Below are 21,634 nucleotides of genomic sequence, written 5' to 3' on the forward strand. Positions count from 1 at the left end.
ATGGGCATCCTGGATTCTAAAGTTCCATCAGGGCCACTGGCCGACAAATGGACCAAACATAAGAACGAAATCAACCTGGTAAACCCTGCCAACAAACGTAATATTGACATCATCGTGGTAGGTACCGGTCTGGCCGGCGGATCAGCCGCAGCTACCCTTGCAGAACTGGGTTACAATGTAAAGACCTTCTGCTACCAGGATTCACCAAGGCGAGCACACTCGATTGCCGCCCAGGGGGGAATCAATGCAGCAAAGAACTACCAGGGAGATGGTGACTCTAATTACAGGTTATTCTACGATACAATAAAAGGGGGGGATTACCGCTCCCGCGAAGGAAACGTATACCGCCTGGCGGAAGTTTCCTCTAATATCATCGACCAGTGCGTGGCACAAGGTGTTCCTTTTGCCCGGGAGTACGGTGGACTACTGGACAACCGTTCCTTTGGAGGGGTTCTAGTATCCCGTACTTTCTACGCCAAAGGTCAGACCGGCCAGCAATTATTACTTGGCGCCTACTCCGCGATGAACCGCCAGATCAACCGCGGGAAAATCAAGGCTTATAACAGGCATGAAATGCTGGACCTCGTCCTTGTTGACGGGAAAGCAAGGGGAATTATTGCCCGTGACCTGGTAACCGGTGAAATTGAAAGACATTCGGCTCATGCCGTAGTATTAGCCAGCGGAGGATACGGAAACGTCTTCTTTCTCTCCACTAACGCCATGGGAAGTAATGTAATGGCTGCATGGCGGGCGCACCGCAGGGGTGCCTTCTTTGCCAACCCATGTTTTACACAGATCCACCCAACCTGTATCCCGGTTTCCGGGGAACACCAGTCCAAGCTTACCCTGATGTCAGAATCATTAAGGAACGATGGTCGTATTTGGGTGCCGGCTAAACTGGAGGATGCAAAGGCTATCCGCGAAGGGAAGTTAAAACCTACCCAGATCGCAGAAGAAGACAGGGATTATTACCTGGAACGCCGTTACCCGGCTTTCGGTAACCTGGTGCCAAGGGATGTTGCCTCGAGGGCAGCCAAAGAACGATGTGATGCCGGGTTCGGTGTCAATAAGACCGGTGAAGCGGTCTACCTTGATTTTTCTGCCGCCATCATGAGGTATGGAAAAGAAAAGGCGCTTACTTCCGGTATAAAAGACCCATCAGATGAGACCGTCAGGAAGCTCGGAGAAGAAGTGGTCGAGGCCAAGTACGGGAACCTTTTCCAGATGTACGAGAAGATCGTGGACGAGAACCCATATAAAACACCTATGATGATCTACCCGGCAGTACACTATACCATGGGAGGTCTGTGGGTTGATTACAACCTGCAAACCACTATCCCCGGCTGTTACGCCGCAGGGGAAGCCAATTTTAGTGACCACGGAGCGAACAGGCTTGGAGCTTCTGCCCTGATGCAGGGACTGGCGGATGGATATTTCGTTTTACCATATACCATTGGGGATTATCTTTCTGATGATATCCGCACAGGACCTATCCCTACAGACAGTCCAGAATTTGATCATGCCGAAAAGGAAGTCAGGGAACGCATAGAAAAACTGATGTCGGGCAGTGGGAAACACTCCGTTGATTACTACCACAAGAAACTTGGCAAGATCATGTGGAATAAGTGTGGAATGGCCAGGAACGCCCAGGGGCTCCAGGAAGCGATCAATGAAATTTCCGAGCTGAGAAAAGATTTCTGGGAGAATGTAAAGGTACCAGGGGATATGAATACCATGAACCAGGAGCTTGAGAAAGCCGGGCGGGTAGCAGATTTCCTTGAACTTGGAGAACTCTTTGCAAAAGACGCCCTTCACAGGAACGAATCCTGTGGCGGTCACTTCCGCGAAGAATACCAGACCCCTGAGGGTGAAGCCCTGCGGGATGACGAGAACTTCAAATATGTTGCTGCCTGGGAATACAAAGGAGAACCCAAGGATGCAGAGCTGCACAAGGAAGAGCTTATCTATGAGAACATAGAGCTTAAGACCAGAAGTTATAAATAAAAGATACCCGGTCCCGCAACAAATTCTCGGGATCGTAATAATAGCAGTACTAAAGAAAATAGTATGAATCTCAAATTAAAAGTTTGGCGTCAGAACGATGCCCACGCAAAAGGGAAGATGGTAGATTACTCTATCAGCGGTATTGAAGGAGATATGTCTTTCCTTGAAATGCTGGACATCCTGAATGAGAACCTCATCAACGAAGGAAAGGAGCCGGTCGAGTTTGATCACGACTGCCGGGAAGGGATCTGCGGTAGCTGCTCCCTGCAGATCAACGGGGAACCCCATGGGCCCGACAGGTTTATAACAACATGCCAGCTTCATATGCGGAAATTCAAGGACGGGGACACCATCGTCATTGAACCTTTCCGCGCCACAGCCTTCCCAGTTATAAAAGACCTAGTGGTAGATCGTACTGCCTTTGACCGCATTCAGCAGGCAGGAGGCTATATCTCCGTCAATACTTCCGGAAATACGGTTGATGCTAATGCCATCCCCGTACAGAAGGAAGCTGCCGACGAGGCAATGGATTCTGCCACCTGTATTGGATGTGGTGCTTGTGTGGCAGCTTGTAAGAACGCCAGTGCTATGCTGTTTACTTCGGCCAAAGTTTCCCAGTTTGCCCTGCTTCCCCAAGGACAGGTTGAAGCAACGGAACGAGTCAAGAACATGGTACGACAAATGGATCTTGAAGGATTTGGTAACTGTACCAACACCGGGGCCTGTGAAGTAGAATGTCCTAAAGGTATCTCTTTGGAGAATATCGCGAGGATGAACCGGGAATATCTTAAAGCCCAGGCGAAAGGCTGATCCTAAAAATTTTCCAGAAATAATTCAAGCCATCTGCAGTCCTTAAAGGGAGCAGATGGCTTCCTTTTTTTCTACACCCCTTAACAACCAAAAAGTTCTTTAAAGACCTATTGAACTTTTTTGCTAAGGGATTTAACACTTGGGACAGATCTTATTAAAGATTTAACCCAATGGGTTCATTTTTTAAAAGGGGTTTAACGGTGTCTTCGCCTGCTGCTATGTATATTAAGTATGAAATAATTCACTAATCATAATAGACATAAATAACATGAAAAAGATAGCGATACTAGCAACTAACGGATTCGAAGAAATTGAGCTTACCTCTCCCTTACAAGCCATGAAGAACGAAGGCTTCGAGGTAGATATCGTAAGTGAGGAGTCTGGCCGAATAAAAGGATGGAATGATGGAGATTGGTCGAATTCCTATTCAGTCGATAAGACCTTGGACCAGGTAAAAGCTTCTGATTACAATGCCCTGATGTTACCGGGCGGAGTCATCAACCCGGATAAGTTAAGGAGAAACGAGGATGCCCTTACGTTTGTCAGGGACTTCTTTAAGCAGGAGAAGCCGGTTGCTGCCATTTGCCACGCCCCACAGGTACTGATCAGTGCAGGGGTAGTAGAAGGCCGTAAAATGACGTCTTTCCATTCTATTAAAGATGACCTGATCAACGCCGGTGCTAACTGGGTAGATGAAGAAGTGGTTGTAGACCAGGGATTCGTCACCAGCAGGAACCCGGACGACCTTCCGGCATTTAATGCCAAATTGGTCGAAGAGATCAAAGAAGGTAAGCACGAAGAACAACACGCCTAATTTCAGGCACTATAAGTAATATAACCCGTTGCCCCGCAGCGGGTTTTTTTATATGCAATTCCCTACATTTAGCTAAGCTCAAAAATATGCATCATGACCTACAATATATCTTCCAAATTACCCGGACTGGAGCCTTCAATTTTTACGGTAATGGGCCAAATGGCACGTAAGCATAATGCGGTAAATCTCTCACAGGGTTTCCCTGATTTTGAACCGGATCCACAGCTGCTGTCACTGGTCGAAAACGCCATGCGCTCCGGTTACAACCAGTATGCGCCGATGGCCGGGATCTTCCCGCTTCGCGAGGGTATTTCCGGTAAAATAAAAAACCTGTATGGTCACTCTTTTGATCCCGATACGGAGATCACCGTAACCAGCGGGGCTACACAAGCTATTTTTACTGCGATAACAGCCTTCATCAACCCCGGTGACGAGGTGATTCTGATCAGGCCGGCTTATGATTGCTACGAGCCCGCTATTGTCCTGAACGGGGGCAGAGTAGTTTCTGTACAGATGAAAGGCAAAGACCATACTATTGATTGGGATGAATTCCGTGCCGCGATAAGCTCACGCACCCGTATGGTCGTCATCAACACCCCTCATAACCCCAGTGGCACCATCTTTTCACAAAGCGATATGCAGGCCCTGGAGAAAGCTTTAGATCAAACAGATATACTTCTACTCAGTGATGAGGTGTATGAACACCTGGTCTTTGACGGGAACCAGCACGAAAGTGTGGCCCGGTATCCCGGCTTGGTATCGCGAAGCCTTATCTGTGCTTCCTTTGGAAAAACATTCCATACCACCGGGTGGAAAATGGGATACTGTGCCGCCCCTGCAAACCTGATGTCAGAGTTCCGCAAGGTGCACGAATTTAATGTGTACTGTGTCAATCACCCCATCCAGCATGCATTGGCCACCTACCTGCAGGACCCGGAAACTTACCTCGGCCTGGGGCCCTTATTCCAGGAAAAAAGGGATTTTTTCCTCGATTCAATAGCGGGGTCCCGGTTCCGTTTTACTCCCTGCAATGGCACCTATTTCCAGTTGTTGGATTACAGCGCTATCTCCGAAGAAAAAGATACAGACTTTGCAAGGAGACTGATTACTGAATTCGGTATCGCAAGTATTCCTATTTCTGTCTTTAACGAACAGCAGGAAGATCACCAGCAACTCCGGTTTTGCTTTGCAAAAAAAGAAGAGACCTTGTCACGTGCTGCAGACATCCTTAAGAAGATCTAATCCAGGGAAGCATAGACCCGCTTCATGAATTCGCCGATCTTTGATGGTTCCAGCCAACGCGTGATCACCACCAGTTTCTGTTCCTGGTCGATAACAATGAAGTTCCCCCCGAAGCCTGCAGCATAAAATATATGCTCCGGGATACCCTCCCATTGCCTGTCACCGGGTTTGTTGAGCCACCACATATGACCGTAATTTGGTTCAGGAGCAGAAGGAGTTACCGCTTCCTGTATCCATTCCTCGCTGATAAGGCGTTCCCCGTTCCATTCCCCGTTATTCATGAACAATAGTCCGAAACGGGCCATATCCTTAGTGCTGATAAATATTCCCGCTCCTGAGTGCCCCCCTCCGGTAACGGATTTCATCTTGTAACCGTCTATCTCTGTCCAGGCATGGTCATAACCAAACCACCTCCAGGAGGAGGATGCGCCTATGGGATCCATTATTTCTTCTTTAAGAACTGCAGGGAGCGGTTGCCGCCAGACATGGGTAAGGGCATATGCCAGCACATTAACGCGTACATCATTGTATTCCATTACGGTGCCGGGTTCATTCAGTGACCTGTTCTTCCATTCATCTATACCTCCCTCCATGGGAGGCCTGTCAGCCCAGTCATACAAACCCCATAACTGGCCGGACCAGTCCGAATTTTGTTGTAACAGCTGATTCCACTGTATCTTACTATTATGCTCCCCTTCAAAAGTGCCATCCCAGATGTACCTGGATACCTTGTCCGAGGTTTTAGCGATGAGTCCCTGGTCAACGGCCAGGCCAGCTATTGTCGATAAAAAACTTTTGGTTACACTGAAGGTCATATCCACACGTTCTGTATCTCCCCATTGCTTTACCAAGTAGCCGTTTTTAAGTATCATGCCCGCAGGACCTCCTCTTTTCTTGGTTGGACCCAGAATTTCGTGGAAAGGTTCCCTTTCAAATCCTTTTAATATCGCTATCCGCAGGTCCCTGGATCCACCGTATTCATTTGCTGTTGCAAAAGAAACGGCGTCTTCCAGGGCAGCAGGTTTCATGCCCGCTTCCTTTACATCTTTCTGCTCCCAGTCTCCCCTCCCGGGAAAATAATTCTGGGCACTTAATATGCCCGTAAGTCCCAGGCATAACATGAGTACTGATCGCTGAATTGTTTTCATATGGTTCATCGGAATTTTATATTACTTAAATCTGCCTTCATCACCCAGTCCATCTGTTTATCGTTGCCAATGTAATAGGGGTGCATTCCACTTTTTACAAACCCTTGCTTTTCGTAAAAGCGGATGGCATCCCTGTTCTCTTCCCAGACCCCTAACCACAGGTATTGTTTATCCTCCGCGATGGCCATCTTTTTGACCCGGGACAGGATTTCTGCCCCGATCCCCAGGCCCTGGAACTCTTTTAAGACATAGATCCGCTCCAGTTCCATCCCGCTGTCTTCCAACAGATCTGTTTGTGCATTGCCCGTGTTAAGTTTAATATAAGCTACTAATACTGTATCACGGTAAACAAAGTAAAAACGACTTCCGGGACGCTGTAATTCCCGGGCTAAAGTCTCAGGAGAGAAAGCAGTATCGAGGTAAGTTTTAAAATCATCGGGGTTGTTCTGATCTTCAAAAGCTACCGCAAAGGTCTCCCTGGAGATGCGGGTGAGCAATTCCAGTTCGCCTTTTTTGCACTCCTTGAAAATAAGATCTTTTGCCATTACCGGAGCTCTAAAATAAAAAAAGGAGCAATACGCGTGGTATTACTCCTTTTTTTAATCATTCATTTTCCTGTTCAGAACATGAATAATTTCTTTGCCAGCATCAGCAGTCCACTCAGAAAGTTGCTGCGATACACTTGAATTTCTTCTTCGGCATGATGGTTTTGTTGTTCCATAGGCAATAGGTTTGGGTTAAGATCTGGGGTTTTCAGGTATTAAATTAAACTATAAGGTCTTCTAATTATTGTGGACGTAGGCTGCCCGCTGATGTTAAAATTATAGATTTTGGCAATAATTTCGATGAACTGTATCTCAGAACTGCATTTCCGGAATATCTCCTTCAACAATCAACGCCCCTTCGGTAGCTTCCCGGATAGTTTCCACACTTACCCCTGGTGCTCTTTCCAGAAGCCTGAATCCTTCCGATGTCACTTCGAGCACCGCCAGGTTAGTCACTATCTTCTTAACGCACTGCACACCTGTCAGGGGTAATGTACAACGCTTGAGTAATTTGGATTCTCCAGCCCTGTTGGTATGCATCATGGCCACGATGATATTCTCTGCCGAGGCCACCAAGTCCATGGCGCCGCCCATTCCTTTTACCATTTTTCCGGGAATCTTCCAGTTGGCAATATCCCCGTTTTCTGCAACCTCCATGGCACCGAGGATGGTAAGGTCCACATGTTGGCCCCTGATCATCCCGAAACTTGTGGCGGAGTCAAAGAAGGAAGCTCCCGGGAGCGTGGTTATGGTTTGCTTGCCCGCATTGATAATATCTGCATCTTCCTCTCCTTCAAATGGAAAAGGGCCCATTCCCAGGACACCGTTCTCACTCTGGAATTCAACACTGATATCGTCTCGGACAAAATTGGCGACAAGGGTTGGTATCCCGATCCCCAAATTGACATAATAGCCATCTTTGACTTCCCTGGCAATTCTCTTTGCTATTCCGTTCTTATCCAGCATTAGTTCCTTTTTCTTACTGTGCGTTGTTCTATTCTCTTTTCATAATTCTTGCCCTGGAATATCCGGGTGACAAAGATCCCGGGAATATGGATTTCGTTCGGGTCCAGTTCCCCGGCAGGTACTAATTCCTCCACCTCGGCCACCGTGATCTTTGCTGCCCCGCACATACAGGGGTTAAAATTCCGGGCCGTCCCTTTAAAGATCAGGTTCCCGGCTTCATCTCCTTTCCAGGCCTTGACCAAGGAGAAGTCGGCTTTGAAAGCTTCTTCCAACACGTACATCTTCCCGTTGAATTCCCGGGTTTCCTTTCCCAAAGAAACCTCTGTCCCGTATCCTGCAGGAGTATAGAATGCGGGAAATCCTGCCTGTGCAGCCCGGCATTTCTCGGCCAGCGTCCCCTGGGGCGTAAGTTCTACCTCAAGTTCCCCGCTGAGCATCTGCCTTTCGAATTCTTCGTTTTCTCCCACATAAGACGAGATCATCTTCCTGATCTGCCGCTTCTGCAAGAGCAATCCCAGGCCAAAATCATCCACCCCGGCATTATTGCTGATGCACGTCAGGTCTTTTACTCCCAGCCTGACCAGTTCGGAGATCGCATTTTCCGGGATACCGCACAGGCCAAACCCCCCGAGCATGATGGTCATACCATCCTTTACCCCTTCAAGGGCCGTGTCTACGTCAGCTACTGTTTTTTTAATCATATCTGTTAATCTAGTCTGAATGCACCCATGTTAAACCGGGCGTTCTTAGGTTACTAAAATAAGGTTTTATGGTGTAATAGCCTTGGATCAGTTTCACCTAAATACATGGATACTGTTCCGGGAATAAGCGTTAGGTAAGTGGTGATCTAAAAATCCAGGTCGTCCATATCATCTTCAAGATCGGCCTCTTTTTCGGTCTCCTCCGGTAACTTATTACAGTCTACTATAATGGACAGGTCCTCCGGTTCTGCGAACTCTTCCTTGGAGATTCCCAATTCCGGTTCATTGTAATTCTTCTTCATATACAATGCCCAGATAGGCAGGGCCATAGAAGCTCCCTGGCCATAGGTAATGCTTTTAAAGTGAACCGAGCGTTCCTCTCCACCAACCCACACCCCTGTAACCAGGTTGGGTACCATGCCGATAAACCAGCCATCACTATTGTTCTGTGTGGTCCCGGTCTTCCCGGCTATAGGGTTGGTAAATCCATAGGGGTAACCAGTAATGATCTCTTTATAAACGGTAACATCCTTACTGGAAGAGGTACGAAGCCTGGTTCCAGACCCGCCTTCGGTCACACCTTCCATGAGTTTGACCATGGCATAGGCCACATCTTTACTGAGTACATCCTTGGTTTCGGGAACGTATTCGTAGAGTACTGTACCGTTCTTATCCTCAATACGGGTTACCATAACCGGTTTTACGTATACCCCCTGGTTGGCAAAGGTCCCGTAAGCTCCCACCATTTCGTATACATTAAAATCGGTCGTTCCCAGTGCGATCGAAGGCACGGGGAGTATTTCCCTGCTTAAACCAAGGTTTTTGACAATGGACACTACGGGCTTTGGCCCTACCCTGTCTATCAGTTGTGCCGTAACGGTATTCACGGAATTGGCCAGGGCTTTCTTCAGGGTGTACATCTTACCCGAGTATTTCCCGTCAGAATTTTTAGGACACCAGGCCTCTATGTTTCCATGCTTCCCGGCTTCTATACAGTACTGGCTGTCCGGGAGCGAATCGCAGGGTGATAACCTCAACTGGTCTATGGCTGCTGCGTATATAAAAGGTTTAAAGGTAGAACCTGCCTGCCTTGCCCCCTGGATCACGTTATCGTACTGGAAATGCTTATAATTGACTCCCCCCACCCATGCTTTTACATGGCCGGTCTGAGGCTCCATAGACATCATGGAAGTTCGCAGGAACGACTTGTAGTACCTTATGGAATCCAGTGGCGTCATCACCGTATCCTTTTCCTTGGTCTCGGCATTCCAGTCAAAAACAGTCATCTCGGTTTCTTTCTGAAAGGACTCCCGGATCTCCTTTTCGGATTTCCCCGCTGCTTTCATTCCGCGCCACCTGCTCGAGTTCTTCATGGCGCGTTCCATTATGTCATCAATTTCCGAGTCTTCCAGGTCGAGGAACGGAGTAGTAGGGTTACGGGCCGGTGTATTCTGTACAAAGAATTCGGCCTGCAGTCTTTTCATGTGTTCAGAGACGCTTTCTTCTGCATGGGTCTGCATGCGCGAATCGATAGTGGTATAGATCTTTAATCCGTCCAGGTACAAGTTCCATTTATCTCTTTCTCCTTCTAGGGCGGGTTTTGGGTTGTCGGCGATCCAACGGTTCATAAAGCCCTGGAGGTACATCCTGAAGTAGGTAGCAAGTCCTTCCCGGTGAGATTCCGGGCTGAAATTGATATTCATTTCCAGGGCCTGCAAGGAGTCTTTGGCCTCCTCGGTGATGTAGTCGTACTTGGCCATCTGGGAAAGCACCGTATTCCTGCGGTTCAATACTAATTCTTCCCTTCTTATAGGGTTGTACAGGGATGAGTTTTTAAGCATTCCTACAAGCACGGCAGATTCCTCTGTTTTCAGGTCTTTAGGTTCCTTCCCGAAGTAGATCCTCGCTGCGGAACGTATCCCGTCTGCATTGTAATTAAAGTCGTAGATGTTCATATACATCGCGATGATCTCCGACTTGGTATATTGTCTCTCCAGCCGGGTAGCGATCACCCATTCCTTTACTTTCTGTATGGCCCGGCTTAAAACATCCCCTGAAGCTCTCTTGGTGAAGAGCAGTTTAGACAACTGCTGCGAGATGGTACTGGCTCCTCCTCTTTGTCCCAGGAAGACTATAGCGCGTAATGTTCCCCAGGCATCAATACCCGAATGACTGTAATAACGTACATCTTCCGTAGCGATCAATGCATCTACGAGGTTTTGGGGAAGATCGTCATACCCTACAGGAGTACGGTTATCGTCCAAGTAGAATTTCCCAAGGGTCTGCCCATCAGCAGAGATGATCTCGGTGGCCAGGTTGGTCTGTGGATTTTCAAGTCGTTCAAAAGTTGGCATTTCTCCGAAGGCTCCCCAGGAGGCGAGCAGGAATATCAGTACTATGGAGAAAATTCCTGCGGCAAACAGGATCCAGAACCATTTTACAAAAGTTCTGAAAGACCTTTTCGGCTTTTTTTTCTTTGCTTTAGCCATCGATTTACTCTTGCTTTTCAATTTCTAATCCAACATCCGTGATCCCGGGCAGTTCCACAACGCCTTCCACATCCCCGTTCTTCCTCATCGCATGTTGTAAGGTAACCGTATATTCCCCGGTATCCGGGAATACCATGGCCTCCTTAAACCACAGCTTATTCTCTTTGATACTCCCCTGCCCTTTTCCCATCCAAGTCCCGTCAGGGCGGGCCATTTCATATTCAAGGGTATCTATGGAAGTCTCCCCTCCCGGAGTATTGAACGCAGCAATTACGAACAAATTGCTGTAAGGGAAGCGATCATCGTTACGGATATTAAAATACAGGTTATGAGATTGTATGGTATCCGGGGCTTTAAAGGTGAAAGTCATCACTTCGTCCCGGTCCCAGCTGCCCCCGGTGGTAGATTCACTCCGGGTATATACCAGGTTATCATTACATGAGAGCAGGGCTAAAGCACATACCAGGCCCAACAGGAGATTACGCATTTTTAGAAGCCTTATTTCTGTTATTTCTTCCTTTTTTCTTGTTGTTCCGCCTCTTACTCTTTCGTTTAGGACGATCAAAGCGGGTAAGGCTGTCCTGGCCCACCACATTTTCAAACGCGGTTTCGGCCGGGCTTTCATTTTCTGAAGCATATTCTTCCAGGCTTGCCACCTTTTCCTTCTTCTTGTTCTTTTCAGCGATCTCGCGGACCTGCTCTTTGGTCAGCGCATGCCAGTTGGCCGGTTCATCCTTATAGGAGAACCAGAGAGTACCTTTAAAAATGTCGGTCTTCTGGCAGAATGCCAATCCTTTCTCAGTAAACAGTTTGGTATCCTGGGCCGGGAAATCTTTAAGCGCATCCATGTATACATCCAACTCGTAGTTCAGGCAGCATTTTAACTTCCCACACTGCCCTGCGAGTTTTAAAGGATTCAGGGACAACTGTTGGTACCGTGCAGCTGCTGTACTCACCGAACGGAAGTCGGTCAGCCAGGTAGAACAGCACAGTTCCCTGCCGCAGGATCCGATTCCACCGAGGCGTTGCGCCTCCTGGCGGTACCCGATCTGCCGCATTTCTATACGGATGCCAAAAGCCTTGGCCATATCCTTGATCAGTTGCCGGAAATCTACCCGTTCTTCTGCGGTGTAATAAAAAGTTGCTTTAGAGCCATCGCCCTGGAATTCGACATCAGAGATCTTCATCTGCAGGTTAAGAATAATGGCGATCTCGCGGGAACGTTTTTTGATCTCCTCTTCCTTATCCCTACATCGCTGCCACTTGTCGATATCTTTCTGGGTAGCCTTACGATAAATTTTTGGGAGGTTGGGATCTGTATGATCCTCTTTCTTCTTTTTCATCTGCACCTTTACCAGGGGCCCGGTAAGGGTAACCATACCAATATCATGGCCGGCTTTGGCCTGGGTCGCCACCATATCTCCAATAGACAATGAGAGGTTTTCCGAATTGCGGAAAAACTCCTTCCGGCTGTTCTTGAAACGTACCTCGACACAATCAAAAGGCTGCTCCCCTGCCGGGAGCGACATATTTGAAAGCCAATCAAATACCGTTAATTTATTACAGCCATCTGATCCGCAAGTACCATTGTTCTTGCAGCCACGGGGCTGTCCTCCTGTGGCGGTCGTACAACTGCTACAACCCATATAGTATATCTTGAATCAGGTAAAGCCAAGCGGCCTTTCCCGACGTAGGTTCATAAATAATTCACTCGTAAAGATACGATAAAATGCTTCGCATCTAAAAAGTACTGTGGCATATTACGACATGGATACGCATGGCCTGATATTACCCGGCGCCGGAGATGAAAAAAGAGCAGAAGTCGATCCTGGCAGCGGCCCTGTTATCGTTTGAACTTCAGAACCTCTGAGCGACCTTTTTTAAAGATCTTATTACTCGCTTCTTTTCCTTTCCGCAATTTTTTCTGCTCTTCATAAGGAAGGGCATTGATCTCTTTACAGTTATCGGAACAGCATTGATCCATTTTTTCCGCACAGGATTCGCACTGGATGAACAGCAGGTGGCAGGCTTCGTTAGCACAGTTCACGTGCGTGTCACAAGGCTCACCACACTGGTGGCAGTGAGAGATCACATCCTCGGAGATACGTTCACTCCGGCGGTGATCAAAGACAAAGTTCTTCCCTTTGAACTTATTTTCCAGCTTAAGCTGTTGTACCTGCCGGGCGTACTCTATGATCCCGCCTTCTAACTGGTACACCTGCTTAAAACCCTTGTGCTTGTAATATGCACTGGCCTTTTCACAGCGAATGCCCCCGGTACAATACATTACGAGCTTCTTATCCTCCTTGTGTTCCGCCAGGTCCTTTTCAATGATGTCCAGGGAATCCCTGAAGGTATCCACATCCGGAGTGATGGCATTCTGAAAGTGCCCGATCTCACTCTCGTAATGGTTACGCATATCGACCAGGATGGTATCCGGATCATCTATGAGCTTATTGAACTCTTCCGCATTGACATGCACCCCTTTATTGGTAACATCAAAAGAGCGATCGTTAAGACCATCGGCCACGATCTTTTTCCGAACTTTAACCTTGAGTTTCAGAAAAGATTTGTTGTCCTGCTCTATCGCAATATTCAGACGGACATTCTCCAGGAAGCTGATACTATCCAGGTGCTTTTTAAAAGCTTCGAAATTAGGAGCGGGGACCGAAAGCTGGGCATTGATGCCTTCATGGGCAACATAAATCCGCCCAAGCACATCCAATTCGTTCCAATGGATAAAGAGGTGGTTCCTGAAGATCTGGGGATTCCCGATGTGTGCGTATTTGTAGAACGAGATGGTCAGCCGTTCCTGGTTGGCCTGCTCTATCAGCTCTTCGCGTTCCTTCGCACTTAAAGTATTGTACAGTTGCATGCTATACCAATAATTAAGTTGTCGTTAAATTTTGTGCAAAAATAGGGATTTTAAAACAAAAAAAGCCCCGATTTCACGGGGCTTTCCTGCTGCCATTTTTCAGCATCCTTTTTCATAGCGGTCAGGTCTTCTTTTTCACAGAATTCTTATGCCGGTCCATGGCTGCATCTTAGTGAACCACCCATAGCCGGGCGGTTATAAAACAAGTGACCAACTAACACTCATTGGTTAGATACAGGCTTGGCAAAAAGGTTGCGCCGCTGGTTGTTATATGCAAAAAGAAATGGTAATTTAGCTTTCTGAATTTTACAAAAGAATGGAAACGAAGAACAGCGAAAAAGAAGCGAAATTAAAAGCCCTGAAACTGACCCTGGACAAACTGGATAAAACCTATGGCAAGGGGGCGGTCATGAAGATGGGAGATGAAAAGGTGCAGGATGTGGAGGTGATCTCTTCGGGATCGCTGGGTCTGGATATCGCCTTAGGTGTTGGAGGATACCCAAGAGGAAGGGTCATCGAGATCTACGGACCGGAATCCTCGGGTAAGACCACGCTAACGCTACATGCCATAGCAGAAGCACAGAAAAAAGGAGGTATTGCTGCTTTTATCGATGCAGAACATGCGTTTGATCGTTTCTATGCCCAGAAACTCGGTGTGGATATAGACAACCTGATCATTTCACAACCTGACCACGGGGAGCAGGCCCTGGAAATTGCAGATAACCTTATCCGTTCCGGCGCTATTGATATCGTGATCATCGACTCGGTCGCGGCCCTGACCCCGAAGAGCGAGATCGAAGGCGAAATGGGAGATTCAAAAATGGGACTCCATGCGCGGCTGATGTCGCAAGCCCTGAGAAAGCTTACCAGCTCTATCAGTAAAACCCATTGTACTGTTATTTTCATCAACCAGCTGCGTGAAAAGATTGGAGTAATGTTCGGGAACCCGGAAACAACAACCGGGGGGAACGCTCTTAAATTCTATGCCTCTGTTCGCCTGGATATACGCAGGTCTACCCAGATCAAGGATACCGATGGTGGTGTCCAGGGAAATAAGACCCGTGTGAAAGTGGTGAAGAACAAAGTTGCTCCGCCTTTTAAAACTGCAGAATTTGATATTATGTATGGCGAGGGGATCTCGAAGATCGGGGAGATCATAGATCTCGGGGTACAATACGAAATTATTAAGAAGAGTGGCTCATGGTTCAGTTATGGCGATACCAAACTGGGACAAGGTCGAGATGCTGTGAAAAACCTGCTGATCGATAATCCAGAATTGCTGGACGAACTGGAAGGCAAGATAAAAGACGCCATCAGCGCATTATAACATTAACTTCCAAGGGGCCAGGTAACTGAGCCCCTTTTTTTTCTAAGCAACCTTTAGCCGAGGATCGCATCTAAGGTTAAACAAACATTAATAATATGAAACTGAGAAAAACTTGGTTTTGTGGGTTGCTGATCTCCCTGTTCATGGTGAGTTCGTGCGATATTAGCGATGACAGGGCTAACTTCCATTTTATAACCCTCAACATTATAGAGGCAGAACTGCCGGAATCGTTTAACCTCAATGAGACCTACGAGATAAAGGTGACCTACCTACGTCCCAATGGATGCTCTATTTTCGAGGGGTTTGATATCCGGAAAGATGACCTGACCACCAGGACGGTGGTTGCGGTGGGCTCAGAATTTGAAGACCAGGGCTGCACCCAGGCTACGGAGGAGGTACAGACTTTCTTTAATTTCATCTGCCTGTACGACGAGACATACACCTTTAGGTTTTATGCCGGGGAAGAGGAAGATGGGACTCCCATTTTTATAGAATACGAAGTACCGGTAAATCAACAGGCAGATAATAGGTAGATATGAACTAAGGCGGTCAACTTGGATCTGGAAGAACTGATAAACCAATGCAAAAAGGGTAGCAGACAGGCACAGGAATCTTTATATAAGAAGTATTCCCCGGTGTTGTTTGGCATCTGCCTTAAGTATTCGCGCAATAAAACGGAGGCCGAGGATAATTTGCACGACAGTTTTATCGTCATCTTCGATAAGATAGGGCAGTTCCGCTTTAAAGGTTCTTTCGAGGGCTGGATGAAACGCATCACGGTAAATACTGTATTACAGAAATACAGGAAAGAAGTGTATATGAACGTGGTGAACGAAAATTCGGAAAGCGAAGAGGAGGAATTACCTTTTTACGACGAGATCAGCCTGCAGACCTTGCTTGGCTATATACAGGATCTGCCCCATAAGTACAGGCTGACCTTCAATATGTATGTGCTGGATGGTTTTACCCACCAGCAGATCAGTGAAAAACTGGGAACCTCGGCCGGGACATCCAAATCTAACCTGGCCAGGGCGAGGGCTATTCTAAAAGAAAAGATCAAGAAAGCGAAGATGAATATCGCTTAAACCGCATAAGCCATGAAAAAGAATAATCTGGATAATTTGTTCAAGGACAGGCTGAAAGACTTCCAGCAATCACCTCCTGACGGGATGTGGGAAAGGATCTCCGGCACCCTGGACCGAAGAAAGAAGAAAAAAAGACTGGTTGCCCTGTGGTGGCAGCTGGGCGGTGCGGCTGCAATACTGGCCTTTTTACTTTTCCTGGGGGTAATCCCCACTGGGAAGGAGACCAATGTGATCTTAACAGACACCACGGAACAACCTATAGAACAGGACGGTCGGGAGACCACCCCCTCTACGCCGCTGAAACAGGACCCTGAAGATGCCGTGGCGGGCTCCGCGGAGGAAACACGACCATCATCCATACCTTCTTTCCCGAAGAAAACAGGCAACAGCAAAGGGGACTATAATACCATTCAAAAGGAAAAGGCACCGGGGGAAAATATACGGCACGCTGATCTCGCAGGGGTGAAAAATAAAACCCAGGATGATCACGGAGAGTTAAAGACCACTGACTATTCCGCAGAAAGCGTAACGGGTAGTTCGGAAGAAAATAGCGGTACCCGACAGCAAAATACAACTCAGCTTGCCGCGGGAGAAAAAGACAAGGATACTGAGAATAATTTAATAAACCAGTCGGTACAATCTTCTGAAGTTGCTGTAAACACTAGCAAGGAACAGGATGCTGAGCAGGAAGATAAACGTTCGATCTTCGAGGTTGTAGACGCAGAAGAGGAAGAGCTGGCCCAGCAGGAATCCAACCCGAAATGGTCTGTCGGGCCTCGTATTGCTCCTGTCTATTTTAGTTCTTTCGGCCAGGGCTCCCCTATCCATTCCAGTTTTACGGCCAATTCCAAAAGCGGCAATGTAAATATGAGTTATGGGATCACAGTTTCTTATGACCTCAGCCCTAAACTCAGGTTACGTTCCGGCCTGCACAAAGTGGATTACGGTTACGACACTAATGATGTGTCCTTCTCTGCTTCCCCTATAGCCGGGGAACAGGCTAAACTGGATCATATAGATTACAATATTACTTCCCGGAACCTGGTGGTCAGAAGTGAAGCTTCACCTAAAAGTGAACCCACCAACGGTTTTGCCGATGTCAGCGCTCAGAGTCCGGGGAAATCCGGGCGTATGAACCAGCAGTTCGGTTACCTGGAAGTTCCCCTGGAATTGAATTACGTACTCAGTGACCAGAAACTGGGTGTGGATCTTATCGGGGGCATAAGCACCCTGTTCCTGACCGATAACTCTCTGGTCCTGGAGGCCGAAGGCAACCAGACCCTGGTAGGGGATGCCAACAATATCAACAGCCTGAATTTCAGCACGAATATCGGGCTGGGCTTCTATTACAGGATCACCCCCAGTATACAGCTTAATATTGACCCGGTATTCAAATACCAGCTCAACACCTTTTCAGATACAGCGGGTTCCTTTAATCCTTATTCTTTGGGGGTTTACAGCGGACTTAATATCAGGTTCTGATATGTTGGGGGATTTGTGCGTGCCCGGGTTCTTCAAGGTCTTGCAGGAATATTTGCCTGACCTGCTGACTCAATATCCTCTTGTCTGATTCTTCGAGCACGGAGGTATCTATAAATGAGTGAACCTTCACCCGGAGCGGTCCGGGCCGGCCTTTTGTCCATGTAAAAGGCAGTCTTTTCTTATTATCCAGGAAGGTTATTGGAACAAGCCGGATCTGATGTGCAATAGACATCCTGAAAGCTCCTTCTTTAAAACTATCTAACACAACTGATTCATCCGGAACACCCCCTTCAGGGAAAATACAGATACTAAGTCCCTGGTTCAGTCTTTTCTGGGCCCTTCGGTATACCGCCATCCGGCTGCGACTGTCTTCCCGGTCTACCATGATGCAGACCCGTTTGTAAAAGAAACCGAATAAGGGAATGTTCACCAATTCCTTTTTCCCCACAAAAACAAAGGGGTTTTTACTCACCCGCAGCATCAGCATAATATCGAGCATACTGGTATGGTTGGCCACCAGCATGTAGCTTTCGTGCTTCAACAGTTTCTCTTCGTAGCTTATCCGGGGCGGGCAACCCATCCCGTATAAAATGAAAGGAGCCCATATATTGCGGGCCAACCAGAAAAACTGCCTGTAGGTGCGCTCAGAAAGGGTGGTAAGGATAAGGAAGGGCAGGGCGATGAGGATTGGGACAGCGACCAGGATATAAAACCAAATGTGATACAGGATTCCCCAGAAATTGAAAAGGGCTTTGCGCATGGAATCAAAAGTAACAATTTTAGCAAGGTTTTAGATAAACCGTTACTTTTGTCTTTTCCAAAAAAACGCAGATGGCAAGAATCCTCACAGGCATACAGAGCACCGGAACTCCGCACCTCGGAAACATCCTGGGAGCAATCATTCCCGCGATCAGGATGGCAAAGGATCCCGCAAATGAATCCTTTCTTTTTATCGCAGATATGCATTCGCTTACCCAGATAAAGAACGGGGAGACCCTGCGGCAGAATACCTTTGCGACTGCCGCTACCTGGTTATCCTTTGGTCTCGATGTTAATAAAACTGTTTTCTACAGACAGAGTGATGTCCCGCAGGTGACTGAACTATCCTGGTACCTGAGTTGTTTCTTTCCCTACCAGAGACTGACCCTGGCCCACTCCTTTAAAGATAAAGCCGACAGACTGGAAGACGTTAATGCCGGGCTGTTCACCTACCCTATGCTAATGGCTGCAGACATCCTGCTTTACGACGCCAACATTGTTCCGGTCGGAAAAGACCAGTTGCAACACCTGGAAATGACCCGGGATGTAGCATCCAGGTTCCACGCCCAGCTGGGGGAAACCTTTGTTTTACCAGAGGCCCAGGTCCAGGAAGAGACCATGTATGTTCCCGGCACCGACGGCGAAAAGATGAGTAAAAGTAAAGGGAACCTAATCGATATCTTCCAGCCCGACAAAAAACTGCGCAAGCAAATCATGGGCATAAAGACCGACAGCACCCCCCTGGAAGACCCGAAGGATCCTGACACTGATAACGTGTTTGCCCTTTATAAAATTCTCGGCAATCCGGAACAGGTTGCTGCCATGCGCGACAACTATACCGGCGGAAATTATGGATACGGGCACGCAAAACAAGCCTTGTTTGAGCTGATCTGTGAACGTTTTAAAGAACCCAGGGAGAAATTCGAGTATTACAAAACACATCCCCAGGAAGTCGAGGACGCGCTTGCCTTAGGAGCAGAAAAAGCAGCGGGAGTCGCCTCGGAAGTGCTTAAAAGGGTTAGGGAAAAGCTGGGGTATTAACAATCTCCTTGCCTTGTTCCCGGAAATTAACAAACTGACTGCCCGGTCGGTTCCGGAAGGGCCGGCACTAACATAATATTACTCGTAAACCGATGTAAACAGCTGTTCTGTCGATAAAAGCAGGGATTCAACACACCAATAGCTGTTTTACCTAACCTGGCAGACCACCCGGTCTGTAGCTTCATTAAGCCAATTCAAATAATTTTCCGGGTAAGGGGCAGATCACACCCTTCATTTCCAGTTCAAAAAGCAAGGCCGAACATGCCGAGACAGGGAGATCGCAGTGTATGGATATTTCATCGAGATGTTGCTTGCCCTTATCTTCCAGAAACTGCACCACCCGCTGCTCCACAGGGTTCAAATCCACGAACAGCTGCTTCTGCACTCCCCTTCCGCCGCTGGCTGTAGCCTCCCAGTTCAGCATATATACCAGATCTTCCGCAGCAGTGAGCAAATGCGCTTTCTGCGACCTGATCAGGGCATTACAGCCACGGCTGAAAACATCTGTGGTTCTCCCGGGTACAGCGAAAACTTCCCGGTTGTACTCTGCCGCAAGGTTGGCCGTAACCAGGCTGCCCCCTTTTTCACCCGATTCAATGACCACCGTGGCCTGGCTGAGGCCGGCAATGATACGGTTTCGCCTCAGGAAATTTTCCCTGACCGGCAGGCTTTTGCTCCACTGTTCCGTAAAGAAACCCCCGTTCTTCATGATCATGTCTGCGTAGATCCTATGTTCAGGAGGGTAGATCCTGTTGAGGCCATGGGCCAGGCAGCCTATGGTCTGCAAGCCGTGAGCCATGGCAGCACGCTGAACACAGATATCAACTCCATAAGCAAAACCACTGATGATCACCGGCTCATATACCGCCAGGTCTTCGATGAATTTATGGCAGAAATCCCTGCCCCTGCCGGTCATGTTCCGGGTACCTACAACACTGATGATCTTCTTTCCCTCTAGCTCAATATTCCCTTTGTAAAACAACAGTACGGGCCCGTCCGGGCAATGCTGCAGGTTATAGGGATAGCTATGTTGCCTGTAATAGTAGTACCCGATCCTGTGCTTCCTGATAAAATTCAATTCGCGTTCTGCTGCCCGGGCATGAACAGGGTCGTGAAGACCTGATAACATCGCAGAGCCAATTCGGTCTATTTTAAGCAACACCTGCATTTTATCGGTGAAAACCGCAGCAGGACTGCCACAATGAGCAATTAATTTTTTTGCGCTGATATCCCCCAGGTTGGGAATATGCTGTAACCGAAGAGCTGCGAACAGCTCATTTTCGGGTAATTCCGGACCATCACCTCCATTCTTCACATCCTGCCGATCCATGTCTGTTAATAAAAAGTTATCGTTTCTGCTTTTACCCACTGCAAAAATTTTCCATCTTTGTAGATATGAGTGCAGCATTTTATATAGAAGAACTCCTTTACCGTTATAATTGTGTCATTGTACCGGGCTTTGGTGCTTTCCTGACACAAATGAAATCTGCTGTACTGCACAAAACAACCAACACTTTTGATCCGCCTTCAAAAGTGATCTCCTTTAACCAACAGCTGGACAGTAATGACGGCCTGCTGGTTTCCTACATTGCCCATGCGGAGAATACTACCTATGACGCAATGTTGGAAGAGCTCTCCAAAACGGTAAAAAAATGGAAAGAGGAGCTGGAAACACAAAAGACACTGAAATTTGGGAACCTTGGTGAATTCCGACTGAATCGCGAAGGCAGGTTACTATTCCGCCCCGCGAACCAGGTCAACTTCCTGACTGCCTCCTTTGGCCTTAGCTCGGTAGTTTCACCCCAAGTCACTCGGGAAGTCCTTAAAGAAGAAGTACAGGAACTGGAAGAACGTATCCCTTTTATCATTACTCCCGAAGAGCGAAAGAAAAGCAACTTCCGCCCTTATTTAAAATATGCAGCCATCCTGTTGCTCGCCTTTTCTACAGGGGTAACAGGATTCAGGATGTATCAAACTTCTGTTGAAAACCAACAGATCGCAAGGCAACAGGCTCACGAACTGGTTCAGAAAAATATACAGGAGGCCACTTTCTTCAGTGCTGCCCCGTTAGAATTGCCAGCAATCAGCCTGAATGTTACCAGGAAAGAAGAGGCCCCGAGACACCATGTCATCGCGGGTGCTTTCCGCTACAAGACAAATGCCGATAAGAAAGTAAGGCAATTAAAGCGGAAAGGTTTTGATTCCGCTGCTTACCTCGGCACCAATTCTTTTGGTCTTCACCAGGTGGTATACGCCAGTTTCGTGGATTCTCAGGAGGCGCTGGACTACCTGAAAACGGTTAAAGAGAATGTCTCCAGGGATGCCTGGCTGCTTTCTAAGAAATAA

The 21,634-nt window shown here is 47.7% G+C and carries 20 protein-coding genes; 10 read left to right on the forward strand and 10 right to left on the reverse strand.

Translation table 11 applies throughout. The features are described 5' to 3' along the window. From CLV82_RS02685 to CLV82_RS02700, 4 genes are all read left to right on the forward strand, one after another. Positions 1 to 2,004, forward strand: coding sequence for a fumarate reductase/succinate dehydrogenase flavoprotein subunit (locus CLV82_RS02685; RefSeq protein ID WP_133642752.1), 2,004 nt, complete (start codon positions 1 to 3; stop codon positions 2,002 to 2,004). 63 nt (positions 2,005 to 2,067) lie between these two features. Then, on the forward strand, positions 2,068 to 2,814 hold the full coding sequence (locus CLV82_RS02690; protein WP_133642753.1) for a succinate dehydrogenase/fumarate reductase iron-sulfur subunit: 747 nt from the start codon (positions 2,068 to 2,070) through the stop codon (positions 2,812 to 2,814). A 268-nt stretch (positions 2,815 to 3,082) separates the two neighbouring features. Beyond that, positions 3,083 to 3,628, forward strand: a complete 546-nt coding sequence (locus CLV82_RS02695; RefSeq protein WP_133642754.1) for a type 1 glutamine amidotransferase domain-containing protein — start codon at positions 3,083 to 3,085, stop codon at positions 3,626 to 3,628. Positions 3,629 to 3,721: 93 nt separating this feature from the next. Further along, complete coding sequence (locus tag CLV82_RS02700) at positions 3,722 to 4,870, forward strand: methionine aminotransferase (RefSeq protein WP_133642755.1); 1,149 nt, start codon at positions 3,722 to 3,724, stop codon at positions 4,868 to 4,870. Here CLV82_RS02700 and CLV82_RS02705 read toward each other — a convergent pair. The 8 genes from CLV82_RS02705 to trhO all read right to left on the reverse strand — a co-directional run bounded on the left by CLV82_RS02705 (position 4,867) and on the right by trhO (position 13,594). Further along, positions 4,867 to 6,018: a serine hydrolase domain-containing protein gene (locus CLV82_RS02705; protein ID WP_133642756.1), complete on the reverse strand. Its 1,152-nt coding sequence runs from the start codon at positions 6,016 to 6,018 to the stop codon at positions 4,867 to 4,869. The genes CLV82_RS02700 and CLV82_RS02705 overlap by 4 nt on opposite strands. Before the next feature lie 5 nt (positions 6,019 to 6,023). Continuing rightward, complete coding sequence (locus CLV82_RS02710) at positions 6,024 to 6,563, reverse strand: GNAT family N-acetyltransferase (RefSeq protein ID WP_133642757.1); 540 nt, start codon at positions 6,561 to 6,563, stop codon at positions 6,024 to 6,026. 312 nt (positions 6,564 to 6,875) lie between these two features. Beyond that, the gene (locus tag CLV82_RS02715) at positions 6,876 to 7,529 is read right to left on the reverse strand and encodes a CoA transferase subunit B (RefSeq protein ID WP_133642758.1); all 654 of its coding nucleotides are present in this window, start codon (positions 7,527 to 7,529) and stop codon (positions 6,876 to 6,878) included. After that, positions 7,529 to 8,230 (reverse strand): CoA transferase subunit A, encoded by a 702-nt coding sequence (locus CLV82_RS02720; RefSeq protein WP_133642759.1) that lies wholly within the window; start codon positions 8,228 to 8,230, stop codon positions 7,529 to 7,531. The genes CLV82_RS02715 and CLV82_RS02720 overlap by 1 nt, the downstream gene beginning before the upstream one ends. A gap of 146 nt (positions 8,231 to 8,376) precedes the next feature. After that, complete coding sequence (locus CLV82_RS02725; RefSeq protein ID WP_133642760.1) at positions 8,377 to 10,719, reverse strand: transglycosylase domain-containing protein; 2,343 nt, start codon at positions 10,717 to 10,719, stop codon at positions 8,377 to 8,379. A gap of 4 nt (positions 10,720 to 10,723) precedes the next feature. Further along, entirely contained in the window at positions 10,724 to 11,206 is a 483-nt protein-coding gene (locus CLV82_RS02730) for a gliding motility lipoprotein GldH (RefSeq protein WP_133642761.1), read from the reverse strand. Continuing rightward, entirely contained in the window at positions 11,199 to 12,365 is a 1,167-nt protein-coding gene (locus tag CLV82_RS02735) for a PSP1 domain-containing protein (RefSeq protein ID WP_133642762.1), read from the reverse strand. The genes CLV82_RS02730 and CLV82_RS02735 overlap by 8 nt, the downstream gene beginning before the upstream one ends. Before the next feature lie 197 nt (positions 12,366 to 12,562). After that, positions 12,563 to 13,594 (reverse strand): oxygen-dependent tRNA uridine(34) hydroxylase TrhO, encoded by a 1,032-nt coding sequence (gene trhO, locus CLV82_RS02740; RefSeq protein WP_133642763.1) that lies wholly within the window; start codon positions 13,592 to 13,594, stop codon positions 12,563 to 12,565. 316 nt (positions 13,595 to 13,910) lie between these two features. On the opposite strand from trhO, the gene recA reads away from it, so the two are divergent. The 4 genes from recA (at position 13,911) to CLV82_RS02760 (ending at position 17,488) form a co-directional block, all read left to right on the forward strand. Beyond that, positions 13,911 to 14,921, forward strand: a complete 1,011-nt coding sequence (recA, locus tag CLV82_RS02745; RefSeq protein WP_133642764.1) for a recombinase RecA — start codon at positions 13,911 to 13,913, stop codon at positions 14,919 to 14,921. A 95-nt stretch (positions 14,922 to 15,016) separates the two neighbouring features. Continuing rightward, positions 15,017 to 15,454, forward strand: a complete 438-nt coding sequence (locus CLV82_RS02750) for a hypothetical protein (RefSeq protein WP_133642765.1) — start codon at positions 15,017 to 15,019, stop codon at positions 15,452 to 15,454. Positions 15,455 to 15,475: 21 nt separating this feature from the next. Beyond that, positions 15,476 to 16,006, forward strand: a complete 531-nt coding sequence (locus CLV82_RS02755) for an RNA polymerase sigma factor (RefSeq protein ID WP_133642766.1) — start codon at positions 15,476 to 15,478, stop codon at positions 16,004 to 16,006. Positions 16,007 to 16,018: 12 nt separating this feature from the next. After that, on the forward strand, positions 16,019 to 17,488 hold the full coding sequence (locus tag CLV82_RS02760; RefSeq protein WP_133642767.1) for an outer membrane beta-barrel protein: 1,470 nt from the start codon (positions 16,019 to 16,021) through the stop codon (positions 17,486 to 17,488). Here CLV82_RS02760 and CLV82_RS02765 read toward each other — a convergent pair. Then, entirely contained in the window at positions 17,478 to 18,248 is a 771-nt protein-coding gene (locus CLV82_RS02765; RefSeq protein WP_133642768.1) for a lysophospholipid acyltransferase family protein, read from the reverse strand. The genes CLV82_RS02760 and CLV82_RS02765 overlap by 11 nt on opposite strands. A gap of 71 nt (positions 18,249 to 18,319) precedes the next feature. Between CLV82_RS02765 and trpS the strand changes: the two genes are divergently transcribed. Next, positions 18,320 to 19,288, forward strand: coding sequence for a tryptophan--tRNA ligase (gene trpS, locus CLV82_RS02770; RefSeq protein ID WP_133642769.1), 969 nt, complete (start codon positions 18,320 to 18,322; stop codon positions 19,286 to 19,288). A gap of 184 nt (positions 19,289 to 19,472) precedes the next feature. Here the strand turns inward: trpS and dprA are convergent, their stop codons facing one another. Continuing rightward, on the reverse strand, positions 19,473 to 20,657 hold the full coding sequence (gene dprA / locus CLV82_RS02775; RefSeq protein ID WP_243744126.1) for a DNA-processing protein DprA: 1,185 nt from the start codon (positions 20,655 to 20,657) through the stop codon (positions 19,473 to 19,475). Positions 20,658 to 20,683: 26 nt separating this feature from the next. On the opposite strand from dprA, the gene CLV82_RS02780 reads away from it, so the two are divergent. Continuing rightward, positions 20,684 to 21,634 (forward strand): HU domain-containing protein, encoded by a 951-nt coding sequence (locus tag CLV82_RS02780; protein ID WP_133642770.1) that lies wholly within the window; start codon positions 20,684 to 20,686, stop codon positions 21,632 to 21,634.

Source organism: Zeaxanthinibacter enoshimensis, from assembly GCF_004362865.1.
Lineage (GTDB): Bacteria > Bacteroidota > Bacteroidia > Flavobacteriales > Flavobacteriaceae > Zeaxanthinibacter > Zeaxanthinibacter enoshimensis.

Coding starts and splice junctions, on each gene's coding strand:
- CLV82_RS02720 (WP_133642759.1), bottom strand. CDS start 8,230: ATGATTAAAAAAACAGTAGCTGACGTAGACACGGCCCTTGAAGGGGTA.
- CLV82_RS02710 (WP_133642757.1), bottom strand. CDS start 6,563: ATGGCAAAAGATCTTATTTTCAAGGAGTGCAAAAAAGGCGAACTGGAA.
- CLV82_RS02765 (WP_133642768.1), bottom strand. CDS start 18,248: ATGCGCAAAGCCCTTTTCAATTTCTGGGGAATCCTGTATCACATTTGG.
- CLV82_RS02750 (WP_133642765.1), top strand. CDS start 15,017: ATGAAACTGAGAAAAACTTGGTTTTGTGGGTTGCTGATCTCCCTGTTC.
- CLV82_RS02695 (WP_133642754.1), top strand. CDS start 3,083: ATGAAAAAGATAGCGATACTAGCAACTAACGGATTCGAAGAAATTGAG.
- CLV82_RS02780 (WP_133642770.1), top strand. CDS start 20,684: ATGAGTGCAGCATTTTATATAGAAGAACTCCTTTACCGTTATAATTGT.
- CLV82_RS02705 (WP_133642756.1), bottom strand. CDS start 6,018: ATGAAAACAATTCAGCGATCAGTACTCATGTTATGCCTGGGACTTACG.
- CLV82_RS02685 (WP_133642752.1), top strand. CDS start 1: ATGGGCATCCTGGATTCTAAAGTTCCATCAGGGCCACTGGCCGACAAA.
- CLV82_RS02715 (WP_133642758.1), bottom strand. CDS start 7,529: ATGCTGGATAAGAACGGAATAGCAAAGAGAATTGCCAGGGAAGTCAAA.
- trhO (WP_133642763.1), bottom strand. CDS start 13,594: ATGCAACTGTACAATACTTTAAGTGCGAAGGAACGCGAAGAGCTGATA.
- CLV82_RS02735 (WP_133642762.1), bottom strand. CDS start 12,365: ATGGGTTGTAGCAGTTGTACGACCGCCACAGGAGGACAGCCCCGTGGC.
- CLV82_RS02730 (WP_133642761.1), bottom strand. CDS start 11,206: ATGCGTAATCTCCTGTTGGGCCTGGTATGTGCTTTAGCCCTGCTCTCA.
- trpS (WP_133642769.1), top strand. CDS start 18,320: ATGGCAAGAATCCTCACAGGCATACAGAGCACCGGAACTCCGCACCTC.
- CLV82_RS02690 (WP_133642753.1), top strand. CDS start 2,068: ATGAATCTCAAATTAAAAGTTTGGCGTCAGAACGATGCCCACGCAAAA.
- CLV82_RS02760 (WP_133642767.1), top strand. CDS start 16,019: ATGAAAAAGAATAATCTGGATAATTTGTTCAAGGACAGGCTGAAAGAC.
- CLV82_RS02700 (WP_133642755.1), top strand. CDS start 3,722: ATGACCTACAATATATCTTCCAAATTACCCGGACTGGAGCCTTCAATT.
- CLV82_RS02725 (WP_133642760.1), bottom strand. CDS start 10,719: ATGGCTAAAGCAAAGAAAAAAAAGCCGAAAAGGTCTTTCAGAACTTTT.
- recA (WP_133642764.1), top strand. CDS start 13,911: ATGGAAACGAAGAACAGCGAAAAAGAAGCGAAATTAAAAGCCCTGAAA.